The sequence below is a fragment of the Symbiopectobacterium sp. RP genome, assembly GCF_050472005.1.
In the GTDB taxonomy this organism is placed as follows: domain Bacteria; phylum Pseudomonadota; class Gammaproteobacteria; order Enterobacterales; family Enterobacteriaceae; genus Symbiopectobacterium.
On record NZ_JBGOGS010000001.1, the window covers coordinates 2,386,187 to 2,401,852 of the forward strand.

Consider the following 15,666-nt stretch of genomic DNA (forward strand, 5'->3'; position numbering starts at 1 on the left):
AACGTTAGCCGTTTTTCTGCGTTTCCAACGCTTCCCAGCGCTCAAAACACACTTCCAGCTCCTGCTCCGCTTCTGCCAATGCATTCAATATCTTTTGCGTTTCATCACGCGGACGGGTAAAGAAATCAGCATCGTTCATTTGCGCTTGTAACGCCGCAATGGACTGTTCCAGTTGTTCGAGTTTCTGGGGTAACTGCTCCAGTTCGCGCTGCTGGTTATAACTGAGTTTAGCGGTTTGACGTTTAGCGCTGGGTGCGTTCTGAACGGTCTCTTTACTCTCTGCTGATTTTTCCGCCGCCGCAGGCACGGATTTACGCAAGGGCACCGTTTCAGCGCGCTGCTGCTGTGCATCATAATAACCGCCAACATAGCGGTTAATACGCCCATCCCCTTCGAAAATCCAGCACTCGGTGACCGAGTTATCCACAAATTGACGATCGTGGCTCACCAGCAGCACAGTGCCTTGATAGCTGTCGATCAACTCTTCCAACAGTTCCAGCGTTTCCACATCAAGATCGTTAGTCGGTTCGTCAAGAATCAACAGGTTACTGGGCTTGAGGAACAAACGCGCCAGCAGCAGTCGGTTACGTTCACCGCCTGACAGGGCTTTTACCGGCGTCATTGCCCGTTTGGGATGGAACAGGAAATCTTGCAGGTAGCCCAGCACATGGCGAGAACGGCCATTAACCATCACTTCCTGTTTGCCTTCGGCCAAGTTATCCATCACGGTGCGCTCAGGATCGAGCTCCGCGCGGTGCTGATCAAAATAGGCAACTTCCAGCTTGGTGCCGCAGTGAACGCGACCGTGCGTCGCTTGCAGATCGCCCAATAGCAGTTTCAACAGCGTGGTTTTGCCGCAGCCGTTTGGCCCAACCAGCGCTATCTTGTCACCGCGCAACACTTGGGCAGAGAATCCCCGCACCAGATTTTTATCACCGATGTGATAATCGACGTTTTCCAGTTCAAACACGATTTTGCCGGAACGAGCCTCTTCTTCAATCTGCATTTTGGCAGAGCCCATCACTTCGCGACGCTGTGAACGCTCCTGACGCATCGCTTTCAGCGCACGCACCCGGCCTTCGTTACGCGTGCGACGCGCCTTGATGCCCTGACGGATCCACACCTCTTCCTGCGCCAGCTTGCGATCGAATTCTGCATTTTGCAGCTTTTCCACACGCAGTGCTTCTTCTTTGCCCAGCAGATACTTGTCGTAATTGCCGGGCCAGGAGACCAGTTTGCCACGATCAAGATCGACAATGCGTGTCGCCATGTTGCGAATAAAAGAACGGTCATGGGAGATGAAAACGATACTGCCATGGAACGTTTTGAGGAAACCTTCCAGCCAGTCGATGGTTTCGATATCCAGGTGGTTGGTCGGCTCATCAAGCAGCAAGACTTTCGGCACACTGAGCAGCGCACGGCCCAGTGCGGCCTTGCGCAGCCAGCCGCCAGAAAGCGAGGACAAGGGCGCATCTGCTGTCAGTCCCAATTGGGACAACACATCGTGGATGCGATTTTCCAATTGCCACAGCCATTGGGTTTCCAACGTTTCCTGAAGTACTGCCAGCTGGTTCAGGTTCTTATCGCTGGGATCCTGTTCGACCAGACGCAAGGCTTCATGGTAGCGTTTCAGGTAGTCGGCCTGCTCGGCCACCCCTTCTGCCACAAAATCAAATACGCTGCCCACTACGTCACGCGGCGGATCTTGCTGCAAACGGGAGACGATCAGATCTTGCTCATAAGCAATACGCCCATCGTCCAGCCGCACTTCGCGTGCCAGAATTTTCAGCAGGGTAGATTTCCCCGCACCGTTACGCCCTACTAGGCAGACGCGTTCGTTTTCTTCAATGTGCAGTTCGGTGTTATCAAGTAAAGGCGCATCGCTGAACGACAGCCAGGCATCCGAGACGCTAATTAATGACATGACTTACTTTTCCTCGCCCGCGTGTCGCAGCAGCCAACAGTTATGGATCTGGCGATTGCGGGCAAAATCTAATGAAAGGGTTTTCTCGCTAATTTCCGTGGCGCGAAGCCCAAGGGCGGCAATGCCCGGCTGATCCATCTGGAAACCGCGTTTGTTGTTAGAAAACAGAATGGTACCGCCTCGACGCAGCATACGCTGCAAATCTTTCATCAACGCCAGATGGTCCCGTTGCACGTCAAAAGTATCGGCCATGCGTTTCGAATTTGAGAACGTGGGCGGATCGATAAAAATCAGGTCAAACTGTTCGCGCGTTTCCTGCATCCAAGTCAGGCAATCCGCCTGAATAAGACGATGCTGACGACCTGCCAGACCATTGCTGTTCAGATTTTTCTCCGCCCATTCCAGGTAGGTACACGACATATCTACCGTAGTGGTGGTGCGCGCGCCGCCCAACCCTGCGTGGACGCTGCCTGTGCCGGTATAGGCAAACAGGTTCAGGAAGTCTTTTCCTTTGCTCATTTCGCCCAGCATCTTGCGCGCGATACGGTGATCGAGAAACAGTCCGGTATCAAGATAATCGGTCAGATTCACCCACAGCTTGGCGTTATACTCCTGCATCAGTAGGAAATCGCCCTTCTGCGCCAGTTTTTCATACTGGCTCTTGCCCTTTTGCCGTTCGCGGGTTTTTAACACCAAGCGATTGGCAGGCAGTTCCAACACGTGCAACGTAGCATTGATAATATCAAACACCCGCTGGCGGGCTTTTTGCGGATCGACGGTTTTCGGCGGTGCGTACTCCTGTACTACCACCCAACTGCCATAACGATCGATCGCCACATTGTATTCCGGAAGATCGGCGTCATACAGGCGATAACATTCTATACCCTGCTGGCGGGCCCATTTTTCCAGTTTACGGCAGTTTTTGCGCAGTCGGTTGGCAAAATCCGGAGCAACGTCGGCGCTCACGCGCGGCACGGTAGTTTCACTCGCCGAGGCTTCAGGCGCAGCGTTAATACGGTAGTTTTTCTGTACGCAATCCAGCGGCCCGTTTTTGGCCTTAAACTGGCGTTCAGCACGTAACGGCAGGCTGGTTAACAGTTCCGGTGACGCACTGAACAGCGACAGCGTCCAGCCACCAAACTTACTTTTCAGTTTGCGGCCCAGCATATTGTGTAAGGCGATCAGAGCAGGCTCACTCTCCAGACGCTCACCGTAAGGCGGGTTACTGAGTACTGTTCCTGTCGAACCTTGCGGCAGCGGATTGCGCAGTTGCACCGCATCCTGTACCGAGAAGGTTATCAATTCGCTGACACCGGCACGGCGCGCATTGGCGCGCGCCAGCTCAATCACCCTGCTATCGTTGTCTGAACCGTAAAAACGGGAGGTGGTGGTTTGCAGGCCTTGTTTGGCCCTCACCTGCGCCTCAGACACCACGTCACGCCACACATCGGCGTTATGGTTCAGCCAGGCGCTAAATCCCCAATGATCGCGGCGCAAGCCCGGTGCGCGATCGGCGGCCATCATGGCAGCCTCAATCAACAACGTACCTGAACCGCACAGCGGATCGATCATTGGCGTACCCGGCTGCCAACCCGAGCGCAGCACAATGGCCGCCGCGAGGTTTTCTTTCAACGGCGCAGCGCCAGTGCCTTCACGATAACCGCGCTGGTGCAAGCCTTCGCCGCTGAGATCCAGCGCAATGCTGGCCGTCTCGCGTTGCAGAAACACATTGATGCGAATATCCGGTTGCTGCTTGGCCACGTTAGGGCGCTGACCGGTTTTACGCACAAAGCTATCGACAATGGCGTCTTTCACTTTCTGCGCGCCGTACTGAGAATTACGGATTTCGTCGTTAGTGCCGGTAAAATGAACCACAAAAGCGCTATCAACCGAGAACACAGAGGTCCAGTCAATGGCCTGAACACCGAGGTAGAGATCGAGATCGCTGTAGACCTTGCATTCGCCAAGCGGCAATAAAATACGCGATGCCAGGCGGCTCCACAGCAAGCTGTGATACATCAAGCGGTCGTCACCCTGAAAATGCACGCCGCCTTGAACCAAGCTGCATTCCTGCGCACCTAACGCTTCAAGTTCACTTTTAAGCAGTTCTTCCAGACCACGCCCCGTGCTGGCAAACAGAGAATTCATAATACGACGACCACCAAGGTAAAAGTGACGACTTCGAGTTGCAGGAAAGCGATAAGTGGTTCGGATGGCCCCACACAGTTAGCGCACGTGCAATTTGAAGAATCACGGGTGTAACACATAAAATTGAGGCGCATTATAGCTAATCCCAGCGACTTGTCATAAAAGTGTATTAGTCGCGACTAGATCTGACACTGGACCTTGAAAGGTTGAGAGTTACCGGTTTTGATATGGGTGTCTAATCCTTAAACAAAACGCGAGGTAACTCTCATGCTTCATACTAACAATCCCATTATCAAACACAAAGCCGGCCTGCTCAATCTCGCCGAAGAACTCGGTAACGTATCAAAAGCCTGCAAGAGCATGGGCGTGTCACGCAATATAGCTAAACGACTTAATTTTGATTACATTATTTAAATGAGCTATTCAATTGATTTTAGACGTAAAGTGATATAGTCAACCGACTTAAAAATGATTACAGCCAATGCCCTGATATGTGGCAAAAAAATACAGCTAATTGTTATCAAAATAATGTCGCTTGGCTATATCTACACGGGAAGAAGAAGGGTTGAGTATCCGAGAAACAGCGAAGCAATTTCGGATTGGCCCTGCCTCTGTATCGCGTTGGATTAATCAAATAGCGTCAAAAGCATCGACCACGCGTCAGCGAAAGAGCGATAAATCCGAGTTGATAAAAGATGTTGAACCATATCCAGATGCTTACCAAAAAGAACGTGCAGAGCGTTTTGGTGTTTGTCAGAAGGCCATTTGGCACGCTCTTAAAAAGCTGGGATTGACCTATAAAAAAACTCTATGTCATCCGAAAGCCGACGAAAGCGCCCGGCAAGCATTTCAAAAAAACAACAGTATGAAAAAGAAGGTAAACCTATTGTTTTTATTGATGAAATTGGTTTTCCACACGATACCCCATGGACTCACGGCTATTCCCAAAAAGATCAACGGTGTTTTGGCCTGAAGAACTGGGGAGCCAAAGGAAGAACAAATGTTATCGGCGCTTTATTAGGCACAACGCTGTTTGCTATCGGATTATTTGATATCAATATTAACAGCGATGTTTTCTATTCCTGGGTCACACAAGTCCTTATCCCAGTACTCCCTAATAACTCCGCCATGGTGCGCCTGAACACAGTATCCAGAACATGCTGTTGAAGATTTTTCGATGTTCTGCCAACGGCCGGCCCGCGGAGATGTCAAAACGGTTGGCAACAATGGCTCAATGATTGCCCATGCTTCATCAGAAAGATCGTAGCGAGCCATAATCAAAAGTGTCGTAGAAACAGATGGATACTATAGCTCAAGCAATTAAGGGACACAGCCTAAGAGAGACAGCTGAGGGTAATACAGAATACGCAGTAACAGGCTGGTGCCTGTTACTGCCGCGTTGGCTAGAGAGCAACTTAGTCGCGAAAGAGATCGTCCCGGCAGTAAGGTTCTGTCTCACCCGGTTTGCGGGTTTTCAACAGCTTCAAAATCCAGGTGTACTGCTCCGGGTTCGGGCTAACCAATTGTTCGACTTCTTCATTCATCCGGCGTGCAATCTGGACGTCATCCGCCTCAAGTAAGTCATCCATTGGTGGACGGATCACCACATCCAGTACCCCTTCCGCGGCGTTATACACCGGAAACAGCGGTACCACGGAGGCTTTACAGACCTTCATCAAACGACCTATAGCGGGTAAGGTAGCTTTGTAGGTGGCAAAGAAATCAACAAATTCGCTGTGTTCAGGACCGTGATCCTGATCGGGCAGATAATAGCCCCAGTAACCATTACGAATTGAACTCACAAAAGGCTTGATGCCATCATTTCGGGCATGAACGCGGCCATTAGTGCAAAGGCGTGCGCTGTTCCACAGATAATCCACCAGCGGATTTTTTTGATTATGCACCATTGCCGCAATTTTTTGGCCTTTGGCAGAGATCTGCATGGCGGGAATATCAACGCCCCACCCATGAGGCACCAAAAAGATGATATTGCGCTCTTGCTGCTGAAGCGCTTCGACAATTTCCCAAGCGTGCCAGCGCAATTTTTTCTGCACATAAGTCGGACCACGAACCGCCACCTCGGCCATCATCACCATCGCCTGCGGTGCGGTAGTAAACATCCTGTCGATAATCGCTTCCCGCATTGATTCAGACAGTTCAGGAAAACAATAGAGCAGATTGATTCTGGCTCGTCTTCTCGCGTCTTTGGCAAACCGCCCTACCAGCTTGCCCAGCTGTCCCAACACCGGGTCGCGCCAGCGAGCGGGGACATAAGCGGTTGCCGCCATGGCTCCTGCGGCTAGCCAGACTCCCCAATAACGCGGTAGATAAAATTCGCGTTTGAACTCTGGAATAAACTCGTCGCTATTTTTTTTCTCTGTATTCATGCCTTAACTCTTCATATACAACATAGGGTAATGATAATTGTCCGCTCAGGTTTTGCAATCATCTTACCTATAAACGCATGACGGGTATAAATAAAACAGCCGACAGCAAGCTGTCGGCTGAAGATTAACAATGCCAGATATTAATCAAACTTGAGCTGCGGAGTCACCTCTCTGACCTGCGCCAGGTACTCACGACGCTCCTGACCCGCCAACCCTTCCGAGCGCGGTAGTTTCGCCGTCAACGGGTTTACCGCTTGCTGGTTGATCCAGAACTCATAGTGCAAATGTGGGCCAGTTGAGCGTCCGGTATTGCCGGAGAGCGCAATACGATCGCCGCGTTTCACTTTCTGCCCAGGTTTCACCAGCAGGCGATTTAAGTGCATATAGCGCGTGGTATATTGGCGCCCGTGGCGGATCTCAACGAAATTGCCAGTATCCGGCCCGCGCGATGCGGCCACCACTTCACCATCGCCAACCGACAGAACCGGAGTTCCTACTGGCATGGAGAAATCCACACCGCGGTGCGGCGTCACACGCCCGGTGACCGGATTGAGACGACGCGGATTAAAATTCGAAGAGACGCGGAATTGCTTCATGGTAGGGAAACGCATAAAGCCACGGGTCAACCCAGAGCCTTCCCGATCGTAGAACTTGCCGTCTGCCGCGCGGATAGCAAAGTAATCCTTATCGCCGGTGTTAAGACGAACACCGATCAATTCGCTCTGCTCACTGCGGCCATCAAGAATTTCCCGAGACAGCAATACCGAGAAATTATCGTCTTTACGCAGTTTACGGAAATCAAGCTGCCATTGCAGCGCCTTGATCACCGCACTGACCTCACTGTCAGTCAGCCCCGCCGCTTTGGCGCTCTGTACAAAACTGCCACTCAGGCGACCGTTGATAACGCGGTTGTGCCATTCCCCTTTTTGCATCTCAACGCGTTCTTTAAAACCGTTATCACCGCGCTCATAGACACGGGTTTCACGGCGCGAAATCTGCCATGTCAGGCTCTGCAACTCACCGTCATCGTTGACCACCCAAGAGAGTTGCTGCCCGATTTTGAGATTGCGCAGGTCGTCGTGTTTATCAGCCAGCAGCGTTACGTCAACCATATCTATGCCGTACTGGGTTAAAATACTGCTTAGCGTATCCCCCGTCGACACCACATACTCATGCACGCTGCTGTCATCACTGCCGGTAGTACCCAGTTCATCCGCAGGAATCGCCACTGGCGGCGTCGGTTTCTCAATACTTTCGCTATCCATCGGCTCACTGGCTTCAGGCGCAAGCGTCTGCGGTTGCGTAGCGGTTTGAATGGGTGTGGGGACAGTGTTAATCGGGGCTTCTTTGACGGTAACAGGCGTATCATCAGCGGGGGGATAGACAACGGGCCGCCAAACGGCGACGGCTAGGGTGATGACACTCAACGGCCCCAGCATTATGCGATGGAGTCGCGGCAAGTTGTTATACACTATAGCGATAGTTCGGACTATCTGCTGCACTTATCGGCATCCTCATGATCTCTTCTCTAGGCAGCGGCTATACTGATCGGACAGCTGTAACAGAAACTCGGCATAACTGTCCTTACTTAGCGCAATGTTGCTTCCCAATGGATCCAGTACGCCAATGCGTACATCTGTTCCTTTGGCAACAGCGTTGATAGCCGCTGGCCTGAATTGTGGCTCAGCAAAGACACATACTGCCTTCTGCTCAACCAGTTGTGTTCGTATCTGGTGTAAACGCTGTGTACCGGGTTGAATGGCTGGGTTGATAGTGAAAAGCCTAGCGGGCTTAACCCGAAACGCTTCTCAAAATAGCCATAGGCATCGTGAAACACGAAGTAGCCCTTCCCCTTGACAGAAGCCAGCATATTAACAACTTTTTCTTCTGTCTGCGCGAGTTGATCTGTAAAATTCAGCAAATTCGCGTCTAGTTTGTCTTTCTTTTGTGGCATTAGTTCCAATAATTTTGCATGAATTGCGATTGCAGTCTGCTTTGCCATCTCTGGGGACAGCCAAATGTGCATATTGTACTCGCCATGATGATGCCCTTCATGGGCGTCTTCATCTGCGCCATGGTCGTGGTGAGCATCAGCACTTCCATGCTCGTGTTGATGATCGGCATCATCATGATCTGCGGCGTCATGATGATTGTGCTCTTCCGCTTCAGCATGCTCATCATCGTGATATCAGCGCGTTCTGAATGGCTGGCAAGCCTGCCAACGAAATCTGCGGGGCGGCGGAATGGGATGCCAGCGGCTTGGTTAAAAACGCTTCCATTTCTGGCCCAACCCAAATAACCAGCTCTGCCGACTGTAAACGCTGGACATCGCCCGGGCTCAGGGCATAATCGTGAGGCGATGCGCCATCCTGCAATAGCACCTCCGTTGGCGTTACCCCATCGGCGATGGCCGCCGCAATGAACCCGAGAGGACGAACGGAAGTAACGACCGCCGCCTGAGCACTTTCAACAGTGATCCCCGCAAAGAATAGTGCACTCGGAGCCTGTACACGAGATTGTGTAATTGCCTGATTTTGATATGTTCAATCCAACATCAAAAGCAGGTTACTTTATGGACGAAAAACAGTTACAGGCTCTGGCTAACGAGCTGGCCAAAAATCTCAAAACCCCTGATGCTCTCAACCAGTTTGATCGCCTGCTGGAAAAGATCAGCTTTGAAGCTGCCCTTAATGCTGAAATGACCCATCACCTCGGGCATGAGAAGCAGCAGTCCAAATCTGGAACTAACACGCGCAATGGCTACTCCACAAAGACTGTTATAGCAAACCGACTTAAAAATGATTACAGCCAATGCCCTGATATGTGGCAAAAAAATACAGCTAATTGTTATCAAAATAATGTCGCTTGGCTATATTAAAAAAATGCCAAACGGCCTGAGTAGTGGCGAATGTTGTTTTCTGCGCGCAGGCAAGGTCTTTAATGGCTGACGCCAATGGTGCTGCGGGAGTCATGTGTTGCTTAACCAGACGCTGATAACGCCGGTTAAGGCGGGCATCAATCCTGCCGATGGATAAGTTGAGATCATGCAGCAACGTAATAGCAGATATTGCAAAAGATGTGTAGATACCTATGCCCAAAAAACAGTGCCATTCGCCGCGCTACCGCCAAAACACATCCTGTCGAGTGGCAGCGATTCGTTGAATACGCCGGGCTGGATATCGATGCAATGCGTGAGATCGACAAAAAGCTACCTGCCTAGAATTACTCAGGCTAGGAACTGGCGCTCTGGCACCGGGATCAGCGTATCAATGATCGCGGCGTATTCATGGACGTGCAGCTTGCAGAAGCAGCGGTGACGGCGGTTGAGAGGGAACAGAAGGTTCTGGCCAAACAAACGCGGGAGCTCACGGACAACGCGGTGCAAGCGGCAACACAGCGTGACGCCATGCTGAAACACATAGCAGAAGCCTTTGGTATCGAACTGCCCGATATGCAGGCCAGCACCTTGCAGCGCCGGGTTAACGATCTTGATTTACCGTTTGAACTTCGTGAATTACTCGCTATCCGCCTATAGGCCAGCTCCACCAGCACCAGTAAATACAAAACCCTGATGAAAGGCGTCAGCCGTGACGGACGCCTGCGCGGAACTCTGCAATTTTGTGGCGCGTCGCGTACCGGGCGATGGGCCGGGCGATTATTTCAGCCGCAAAATTTACCCAGACCAATGCTATAGCCAAGCGACTTAATTTTGATTACACCATATGGACTGAGAACAAAATCTCTGTATCGCAACCACTCTCTCTTTTTTTGCTTTTTGCTTGTGCCCATTTATGCTCAATGGGGTTAAGATCTGGCGAATATGTAGGCAAATACTTCAGCATATGCCCTGCATCGATGATGACTTGTTGAATATTATGTTTTTTGTGAAAAGTTGCATTGTCCATCACGATTACCCTGTTTTTAGGGGGTACTGGGATAAGGACTTGTGTGACCCAGGAATAGAAAACATCGCTGTTAATATTGATATCAAATAATCCGATAGCAAACAGCGTTGTGCCTAATAAAGCGCCGATAACATTTGTTCTTTCCTTGGCTCCCCCGTTCTTCAGGCCAAAACACCGTTGACCTTTTGGGGAATAGCCGTGAGTTCGTGGGTTATCGTGTGGAAAACCACTTTCATCAATAAAAACAATAGGTTTACCTTTTTTTCATACTGTTGTATTTTTTGTTGAAATGCTTGCCGGGCGCTTTCGTCGGCTTTCGGATGGCGTAGCGTTTTTTTATAGGTCAATCCCAGCTTTTTAAGAGCTTGCCAAATGGCATTCTGACAAACGCCAAAACGCTCTGCACGTTCTTTTTGGTAAGCATCTGGATATTGTTCAACATCTTTTATCAACTCGGATTTATCGCTCTTTCGCTGACGTGTGGTCGATGCTTTTGACGCTATTTGATTAATCCAACGCGATACAGAGGCAGGGCCAATCCGAAATTGCTTCGCTGTTTCTCGGATACTCAACCCTTCTTCTTCCCGTGTAGATATCACTTTACGTCTAAAATCAATTGAATAGCTCATTTAAATAATGCAATCAAAATTAAGTCGTTTAGCTATATCCGTGCATATGAATGGTCGGTAAAACAGAAGCGAACCTACGGACTGTCAAAACGCGCTTATGTTGTTTGCGACTCTTTTAAACGCCTCTGGCGCGAAGCCCACACGGCAACATTCAGCTTCTGGAAGGAGATCGACCAGGCCACCCGCCGCGCCATTGCCACACCCGGCATAACCATTTCCTGCCGCAAATTAAAGCTTCGCCGCGACGGAAGCTGGCTACGTATTCAGCTTCCCTCTGGCCGGGCGGTCTGTTATCCCTGCGCACGTATCGACGACAGCGGCAAGATCAGCTAATCAGCTACATGGGCATCAACACCTACAGCCGGAAATGGCAACGCCTGCAAACCTACGGCGGCAAGCTGGCAGAGAACGTAACCCAGGCTACCGCCCGTGATGTGATGGCCGCGAATATGCCCGGTGTGGAGGACAACGGTTACGACATCATACTGACGGTGCATGACGAAATTTTAACGGAAGCGCCAGACCATTCTGATTACTCCCACGAACACCTGAGCATCCTGCTCGCAACTAACCCCGCATGGGCTTTAGACCTACCACTGTCTGCTGGCGGGTTCGAGGCCTACCGCTACCGTAAGGAGTAACCCTTATGTCTTTTAAAAAAATGACAATCCGCTTTATTTCCGTGCTGCGCGTGAAGCTGCACAAATTGAACGCGAGGGCGATTACCGCCGCGCTGCAAAGGTATGGACAAAAGCCAGCCGCTTATCACACAACGGGGCTAACCAGCAGTGGAGCGAAAACCGCTCTGACTTTTGCATGATGCAGATCGGGCGGGACAAACTGAAAGAGGCGGTTACCGATGGCTTACATCCGTGAATCCACCATCGAAAAGCACCTTGTAGCGGAAGTGAAAAAAGCGGGCGGTATTGCCTACAAGTTTGTATCCCCCGGACGCCGCTCTGTTCCTGATCGGCTGGTACTGCTACCTGGTGGCCGTCTCGTTTTCGTTGAATGCAAAGCTCCTGGCGAGAAGCCACGGGCAGATCAACTTCGGGAACACGACCGGATGCGCGCGCTGGGTTTTACCGTGGTTGTGCTGGACAGCAAAAATATGGAGGGTATTCAATGAAACTGGATAACGCACGGGTGCTGACCTTCAGACACCCCAATATGGGCGAGGTCGTCGCCATCACCAACGGCGGCGAGAGTATAGACGATGCCCGCTATCTGGTCAGTCTGGGCAGACAGCCTAACGAGGACTGGGAAACGCAGACGCTCAGGGCGGTGATTGGGTATATGGCGGAAGACAACAGGCGGCTGCGCAAACAGGTTAGCCGCCTGACGCAGGAGGGAGGTTACTGATGAAAGAATTCATTGCCAACATTAATAAAACACTCGCTCTCGTATTAGCCACGCTGACATTATCTGTATTAGTCGCGACTAGATCTGACACTGGACCTTGAAAGGTTGAGAGTTACCGGTTTTGATATGGGTGTCTAATCCTTAAACAAAACGCGAGGTAACTCTCATGCTTCATACTAACAATCCCATTATCAAACACAAAGCCGGCCTGCTCAATCTCGCCGAAGAACTCGGTAACGTATCAAAAGCCTGCAAGAGCATGGGCGTGTCACGCGATACATTTTACCGTTATCAGGAACTGGTTGCTGAAGGCGGCATTGATGCGCTGGTTAACCAGAACCGCCGGGTTCCGAACCTGAAGAACCGCGCCGACGAAGCCACTGAACGCGCGGTTGTTGATTATGCTATTGAGTTCCCGCCCCATGGGCAGCACCGGACCAGTAATGAGCTGCGTAAAAAAGGCGTGTTTATCTCCGGCAGCGGCGTGCGCTCCATCTGGCAACGACACGACCTGGAGAACTTCCGTAAACGCCTGAAGGCGCTTGAGGAAAAGGTCGCCAGAGAAGGCATTGTCCTTACCGACGCTCAAATCGCAGCCCTGGAGAAGAAGGCGCACGATGATGAGGCCTGCGGTGAAATCGAGACGGCACATCCCGGGTATCTGGGCTCGCAGGACACCTTCTACGTGGGCAATCTGAAGGGGGTGGGCCGTATCTACCAGCAGACGTTCGTGGATACGTACTCGAAAGTGGCGCACTGCAAGCTGTATACGAATAAAACACCGCTCACCGCCGCCGACCTGCTCAATGATCGCGTACTCCCGTTCTACGAGGCTCAGGGACTGCCGGTGCTGAGAATACTGACCGACAGGGGTACGGAGTACTGTGGTAAAGTGGAGCAGCATGATTATCAGCTTTATCTGGCTATCAACGATATCGAGCATACGAAAACGAAGGTGATATCTCCGCAGACGAACGGCATCTGCGAGCGCTTCCATAAAACCATTTTGCAGGATTTTTATCAGGTTACGTTCGGCAAGAAGTTATATGGAGACCTGGAAAGCCTGCAGGTAGATCTGGACAACTGGTTGTGGCATTACAATACTGAGCGAACTCATCAGGGAAAAATGTGCTGCGGGCGTACGCCGATGGCCACTTTACTCGATGGAAAACGGATCTGGGCAGAAAAGAATCTGAACCAGATGTAATCTGACAGACACCTGTATAAATAATCGGTAACTGTCATATCAGGTCTGAGCTAGTACACATTATCCTAGGTGATAGGGTTTGGTCTGACAGCTGGCTTCGCCATGGCACTTGAGGTATGGAAACGAGTGATAGAAATCACTACCAGACATCTTTAACCGCCCCACAGTTTCGGAAGTACGTCTTTAAACAACAAACTCAGAATACCCGCCAGCAAGAACCATTGCAGACGGTCAAATTTAATTTCAAGACGGTCAAATCGTTTCTCAGCGAAATCTAGGCGTTTGTCCAGTTGTTCAAAGCGCGCCTGCATCTGAGCTTCGTTCTTCTCGAAGCGAGTGTCCATATCTTTACGGACATCGGCTATCTGAACAGTTAAATCTTTGCGCACGTCCTCAAGGTCGCGTTTGGTAGCAAGATCTGCGACCTCATGGGATTGACGCACGACAAGGGTTATAGCCTTGGCCTGCTCTCTATTAAGACCAGAGCTCTCCAGCTTTTCGACGAACTCTTGAGTATCAAATGCAACTTGGCCCATAGCGGATCCTCCTGTGTTAAGCCAAGTGTAACTCAGCAATCGTATTGACGGAAGGAAATCCCATGCGCTATAGTCAATCTGCACCTGCAAAATCAGGTGCCGGGATTCGAAACCCCGGATAACTAAACAGGCGCATAACACGCCTACAGCGTGTTTTTTTATGCGTCGGTCCGCCATATCTGAATAATGGTGGGCTGGATGGGGGAGCCGCAAGGCTCGCCGGGTCTCCTGTTTAGCCGGTAGTTTCGAACCCTGTTCAGCTCACCGCCAAATGAGATTCGAAACCTCTAGGTGGTGATGTTCCTAAATCTAAACGGGAAATCATTACTATGACAACCTTAATGTTCCGCAATACAGTTCTTGAAACCCTCTCCCACAACGGTCAGATCTGGTTCACATCCGCCGAGCTGGCCAAGGCTCTTGAATATTCCCGAGTAGACTCCGTAACACGAATTTACGACCGTAACAAAGACGAGTTTACACCGTGTATGACCGAGACCGTCAATTTGACGGTCTTTAGAAAATCAAACACTTACGACAATTTTCGCAACAAAATTCGCATCTTCTCCCTACGCGGTGCGCATTTGATAGCGATGTTCGCCAACACTCCTGTAGCCAAAGAGTTTCGCAAATAGGTGCTGAATATTCTCGACCGCGAAGTGGGCCACCTCGTCTACCAGCCCGAAGCCCCCGAGCGTTTTACGAACACCGATACCCGGAACCTTGCGCGTTTAGTCTGGTACATTACCCGCGGCTTCCGTTTTGAACAGGCATGGACCAATGCCGTTTACCATGCCCTACGCGATGTGACCGGCACCCCATCGCCGATGCCTTTTGAAGCGCAGCATATCCCATTGCTGGCCGAAGAGTGCCGGCGCATTTACTACGTCACCGAAACCCTTCGCGAAACCATTCACGAAGCAGAAAAACAAACCCTCAAACGCATTCTGCGCAAGCGTGAAGACGCGAACACCGTACTCACTGAAATGAAGCAACTTTTCGAGCGCTGCCACCGCCAGCAGCAACGGGGCATTGCCGATCGCCTTGACCACTGGCACGAAGACGACGTTAAACACTTTCTGACGCGCCACTAATCCAGTAATTCCGCCCCGGTATTGTGCCGGGGCGGAATTAATCACATTCACTTGTGAGGTGCTTTAGCATGCAAAATTTAACCATTACTCAAATTTCTATGTTCAGCCTCGACATCACGGAATTGGTTGGTAGTCGTCACGACAAACTTAAACAGTCTATTGAAAGATTGGCGGAGAAGGGAGTAATTCAACTTCCCTCAATGGAGAAAGTTGAGAATAAACAATAGAATAGCCACAACCGTTTTATGGAGGCTTACCATTTTGAGGGTGAACAAGGTAAGCGTGACAGCATCATTGTTGTCGCCCAACTTTCCCCCGAATTTACCGCCAGATTAGTAGATCGTTGGCAGGAACTGGAAAATACTCAACCGAAAATCCGGTACCTCAAACCTTCTCAGAAGCATTAATGCTCGCCGCCGAACTGGCAAAATTTTGCAAGTTAGTTCCCCCATACCTTTTAACCCCATCTGTTTA

16 protein-coding genes and 8 pseudogenes are annotated in these 15,666 nt (G+C 50.8%); 14 read left to right on the forward strand and 10 right to left on the reverse strand.

Going from position 1 to position 15,666, the window contains the following annotated elements; all coding sequences use genetic code 11:
• Window positions 1-4 precede the first annotated feature (4 nt).
• Complete coding sequence (locus ACD630_RS15785) at window positions 5-1,924, reverse strand: ABC transporter ATP-binding protein (protein WP_430359614.1); 1,920 nt, start codon at window positions 1,922-1,924, stop codon at window positions 5-7.
• Between the two features lie 3 nt (window positions 1,925-1,927).
• The gene (gene rlmKL / locus ACD630_RS15790) at window positions 1,928-4,072 is read right to left on the reverse strand and encodes a bifunctional 23S rRNA (guanine(2069)-N(7))-methyltransferase RlmK/23S rRNA (guanine(2445)-N(2))-methyltransferase RlmL (RefSeq protein ID WP_430359615.1); all 2,145 of its coding nucleotides are present in this window, start codon (window positions 4,070-4,072) and stop codon (window positions 1,928-1,930) included.
• A gap of 267 nt (window positions 4,073-4,339) precedes the next feature.
• On the opposite strand from rlmKL, the pseudogene ACD630_RS15795 reads away from it, so the two are divergent.
• The 4 genes and pseudogenes from ACD630_RS15795 to ACD630_RS15810 all read left to right on the forward strand — a co-directional run.
• Window positions 4,340-4,450 (forward strand): annotated as a pseudogene (locus ACD630_RS15795) (helix-turn-helix domain-containing protein); the annotation flags it as partial.
• Between the two features lie 90 nt (window positions 4,451-4,540).
• Window positions 4,541-4,702 (forward strand): hypothetical protein, encoded by a 162-nt coding sequence (locus ACD630_RS15800; RefSeq protein ID WP_430359616.1) that lies wholly within the window; start codon window positions 4,541-4,543, stop codon window positions 4,700-4,702.
• Window positions 4,638-5,045, forward strand: coding sequence for an IS630 transposase-related protein (locus tag ACD630_RS15805; RefSeq protein WP_430360087.1), 408 nt, complete (start codon window positions 4,638-4,640; stop codon window positions 5,043-5,045). Before ACD630_RS15800 ends, ACD630_RS15805 begins: the two co-directional genes overlap by 65 nt.
• A complete protein-coding gene (locus tag ACD630_RS15810; protein ID WP_430360088.1) occupies window positions 4,976-5,239 on the forward strand; it encodes a hypothetical protein in 264 nt (87 codons plus the stop codon). The genes ACD630_RS15805 and ACD630_RS15810 overlap by 70 nt, the downstream gene beginning before the upstream one ends.
• Here ACD630_RS15810 and ACD630_RS15815 read toward each other — a convergent pair.
• The 4 genes and pseudogenes from ACD630_RS15815 to znuA all read right to left on the reverse strand — a co-directional run.
• Window positions 5,196-5,347 (reverse strand): annotated as a pseudogene (locus ACD630_RS15815) (transposase); the annotation flags it as partial. The gene ACD630_RS15810 and the pseudogene ACD630_RS15815 overlap by 44 nt on opposite strands.
• A gap of 140 nt (window positions 5,348-5,487) precedes the next feature.
• Window positions 5,488-6,459 (reverse strand): lauroyl-Kdo(2)-lipid IV(A) myristoyltransferase, encoded by a 972-nt coding sequence (gene lpxM / locus ACD630_RS15820; RefSeq protein WP_430359617.1) that lies wholly within the window; start codon window positions 6,457-6,459, stop codon window positions 5,488-5,490.
• A 140-nt stretch (window positions 6,460-6,599) separates the two neighbouring features.
• Window positions 6,600-7,961, reverse strand: a complete 1,362-nt coding sequence (mepM, locus tag ACD630_RS15825; RefSeq protein ID WP_430359618.1) for a murein DD-endopeptidase MepM — start codon at window positions 7,959-7,961, stop codon at window positions 6,600-6,602.
• 12 nt (window positions 7,962-7,973) lie between these two features.
• Window positions 7,974-8,984: pseudogene (gene znuA / locus ACD630_RS15830) on the reverse strand (zinc ABC transporter substrate-binding protein ZnuA).
• Between the two features lie 47 nt (window positions 8,985-9,031).
• Between znuA and ACD630_RS15835 the strand changes: the two are divergent.
• Window positions 9,032-9,241 (forward strand): annotated as a pseudogene (locus ACD630_RS15835) (transposase); the annotation flags it as partial.
• Window positions 9,242-9,299: 58 nt separating this feature from the next.
• Here the strand turns inward: ACD630_RS15835 and ACD630_RS15840 are convergent.
• Complete coding sequence (locus tag ACD630_RS15840) at window positions 9,300-9,512, reverse strand: hypothetical protein (protein WP_430359619.1); 213 nt, start codon at window positions 9,510-9,512, stop codon at window positions 9,300-9,302.
• 41 nt (window positions 9,513-9,553) lie between these two features.
• Here ACD630_RS15840 and ACD630_RS15845 point away from each other — a divergent pair.
• Window positions 9,554-10,150 (forward strand): annotated as a pseudogene (locus tag ACD630_RS15845) (DNA polymerase I); the annotation flags it as partial.
• A 22-nt stretch (window positions 10,151-10,172) separates the two neighbouring features.
• Here the strand turns inward: ACD630_RS15845 and ACD630_RS15850 are convergent.
• Both ACD630_RS15850 and ACD630_RS15855 read right to left on the reverse strand, forming a co-directional pair.
• Entirely contained in the window at window positions 10,173-10,613 is a 441-nt protein-coding gene (locus ACD630_RS15850; RefSeq protein ID WP_430360089.1) for an IS630 family transposase, read from the reverse strand.
• Window positions 10,526-10,993, reverse strand: a complete 468-nt coding sequence (locus ACD630_RS15855; RefSeq protein WP_430359620.1) for an IS630 transposase-related protein — start codon at window positions 10,991-10,993, stop codon at window positions 10,526-10,528. Before ACD630_RS15855 ends, ACD630_RS15850 begins: the two co-directional genes overlap by 88 nt.
• Before the next feature lie 45 nt (window positions 10,994-11,038).
• Between ACD630_RS15855 and ACD630_RS15860 the strand changes: the two are divergent.
• From ACD630_RS15860 to ACD630_RS15880, 5 genes and pseudogenes are all read left to right on the forward strand, one after another.
• Window positions 11,039-11,634 (forward strand): annotated as a pseudogene (locus ACD630_RS15860) (DNA polymerase I); the annotation flags it as partial.
• A 5-nt stretch (window positions 11,635-11,639) separates the two neighbouring features.
• Window positions 11,640-11,869, forward strand: a pseudogene (locus ACD630_RS15865) (ANR family transcriptional regulator).
• The gene (locus tag ACD630_RS15870; RefSeq protein ID WP_291972955.1) at window positions 11,853-12,122 is read left to right on the forward strand and encodes a VRR-NUC domain-containing protein; all 270 of its coding nucleotides are present in this window, start codon (window positions 11,853-11,855) and stop codon (window positions 12,120-12,122) included. Before ACD630_RS15865 ends, ACD630_RS15870 begins: the two are co-directional and overlap by 17 nt.
• Complete coding sequence (locus ACD630_RS15875; RefSeq protein WP_430359621.1) at window positions 12,119-12,355, forward strand: hypothetical protein; 237 nt, start codon at window positions 12,119-12,121, stop codon at window positions 12,353-12,355. Before ACD630_RS15870 ends, ACD630_RS15875 begins: the two co-directional genes overlap by 4 nt.
• A 166-nt stretch (window positions 12,356-12,521) precedes the next feature.
• The gene (locus tag ACD630_RS15880) at window positions 12,522-13,562 is read left to right on the forward strand and encodes an IS481 family transposase (protein ID WP_430359622.1); all 1,041 of its coding nucleotides are present in this window, start codon (window positions 12,522-12,524) and stop codon (window positions 13,560-13,562) included.
• A gap of 152 nt (window positions 13,563-13,714) precedes the next feature.
• On the opposite strand, the gene ACD630_RS15885 is transcribed toward ACD630_RS15880, so the two are convergent.
• A complete protein-coding gene (locus tag ACD630_RS15885) occupies window positions 13,715-14,098 on the reverse strand; it encodes a coiled-coil domain-containing protein (RefSeq protein WP_430359623.1) in 384 nt (127 codons plus the stop codon).
• Between the two features lie 341 nt (window positions 14,099-14,439).
• Between ACD630_RS15885 and ACD630_RS15890 the strand changes: the two genes are divergently transcribed.
• The 3 genes and pseudogenes from ACD630_RS15890 to ACD630_RS15900 form a co-directional block, all read left to right on the forward strand.
• On the forward strand, window positions 14,440-14,733 hold the full coding sequence (locus ACD630_RS15890; RefSeq protein WP_430359624.1) for a BRO-N domain-containing protein: 294 nt from the start codon (window positions 14,440-14,442) through the stop codon (window positions 14,731-14,733).
• Window positions 14,734-15,192: a hypothetical protein gene (locus ACD630_RS15895; protein ID WP_430359625.1), complete on the forward strand. Its 459-nt coding sequence runs from the start codon at window positions 14,734-14,736 to the stop codon at window positions 15,190-15,192. It begins immediately after the preceding gene.
• Window positions 15,193-15,260: 68 nt separating this feature from the next.
• Window positions 15,261-15,616, forward strand: a pseudogene (locus ACD630_RS15900) (Rha family transcriptional regulator); the annotation flags it as partial.
• Window positions 15,617-15,666: the final 50 nt, after the last annotated feature.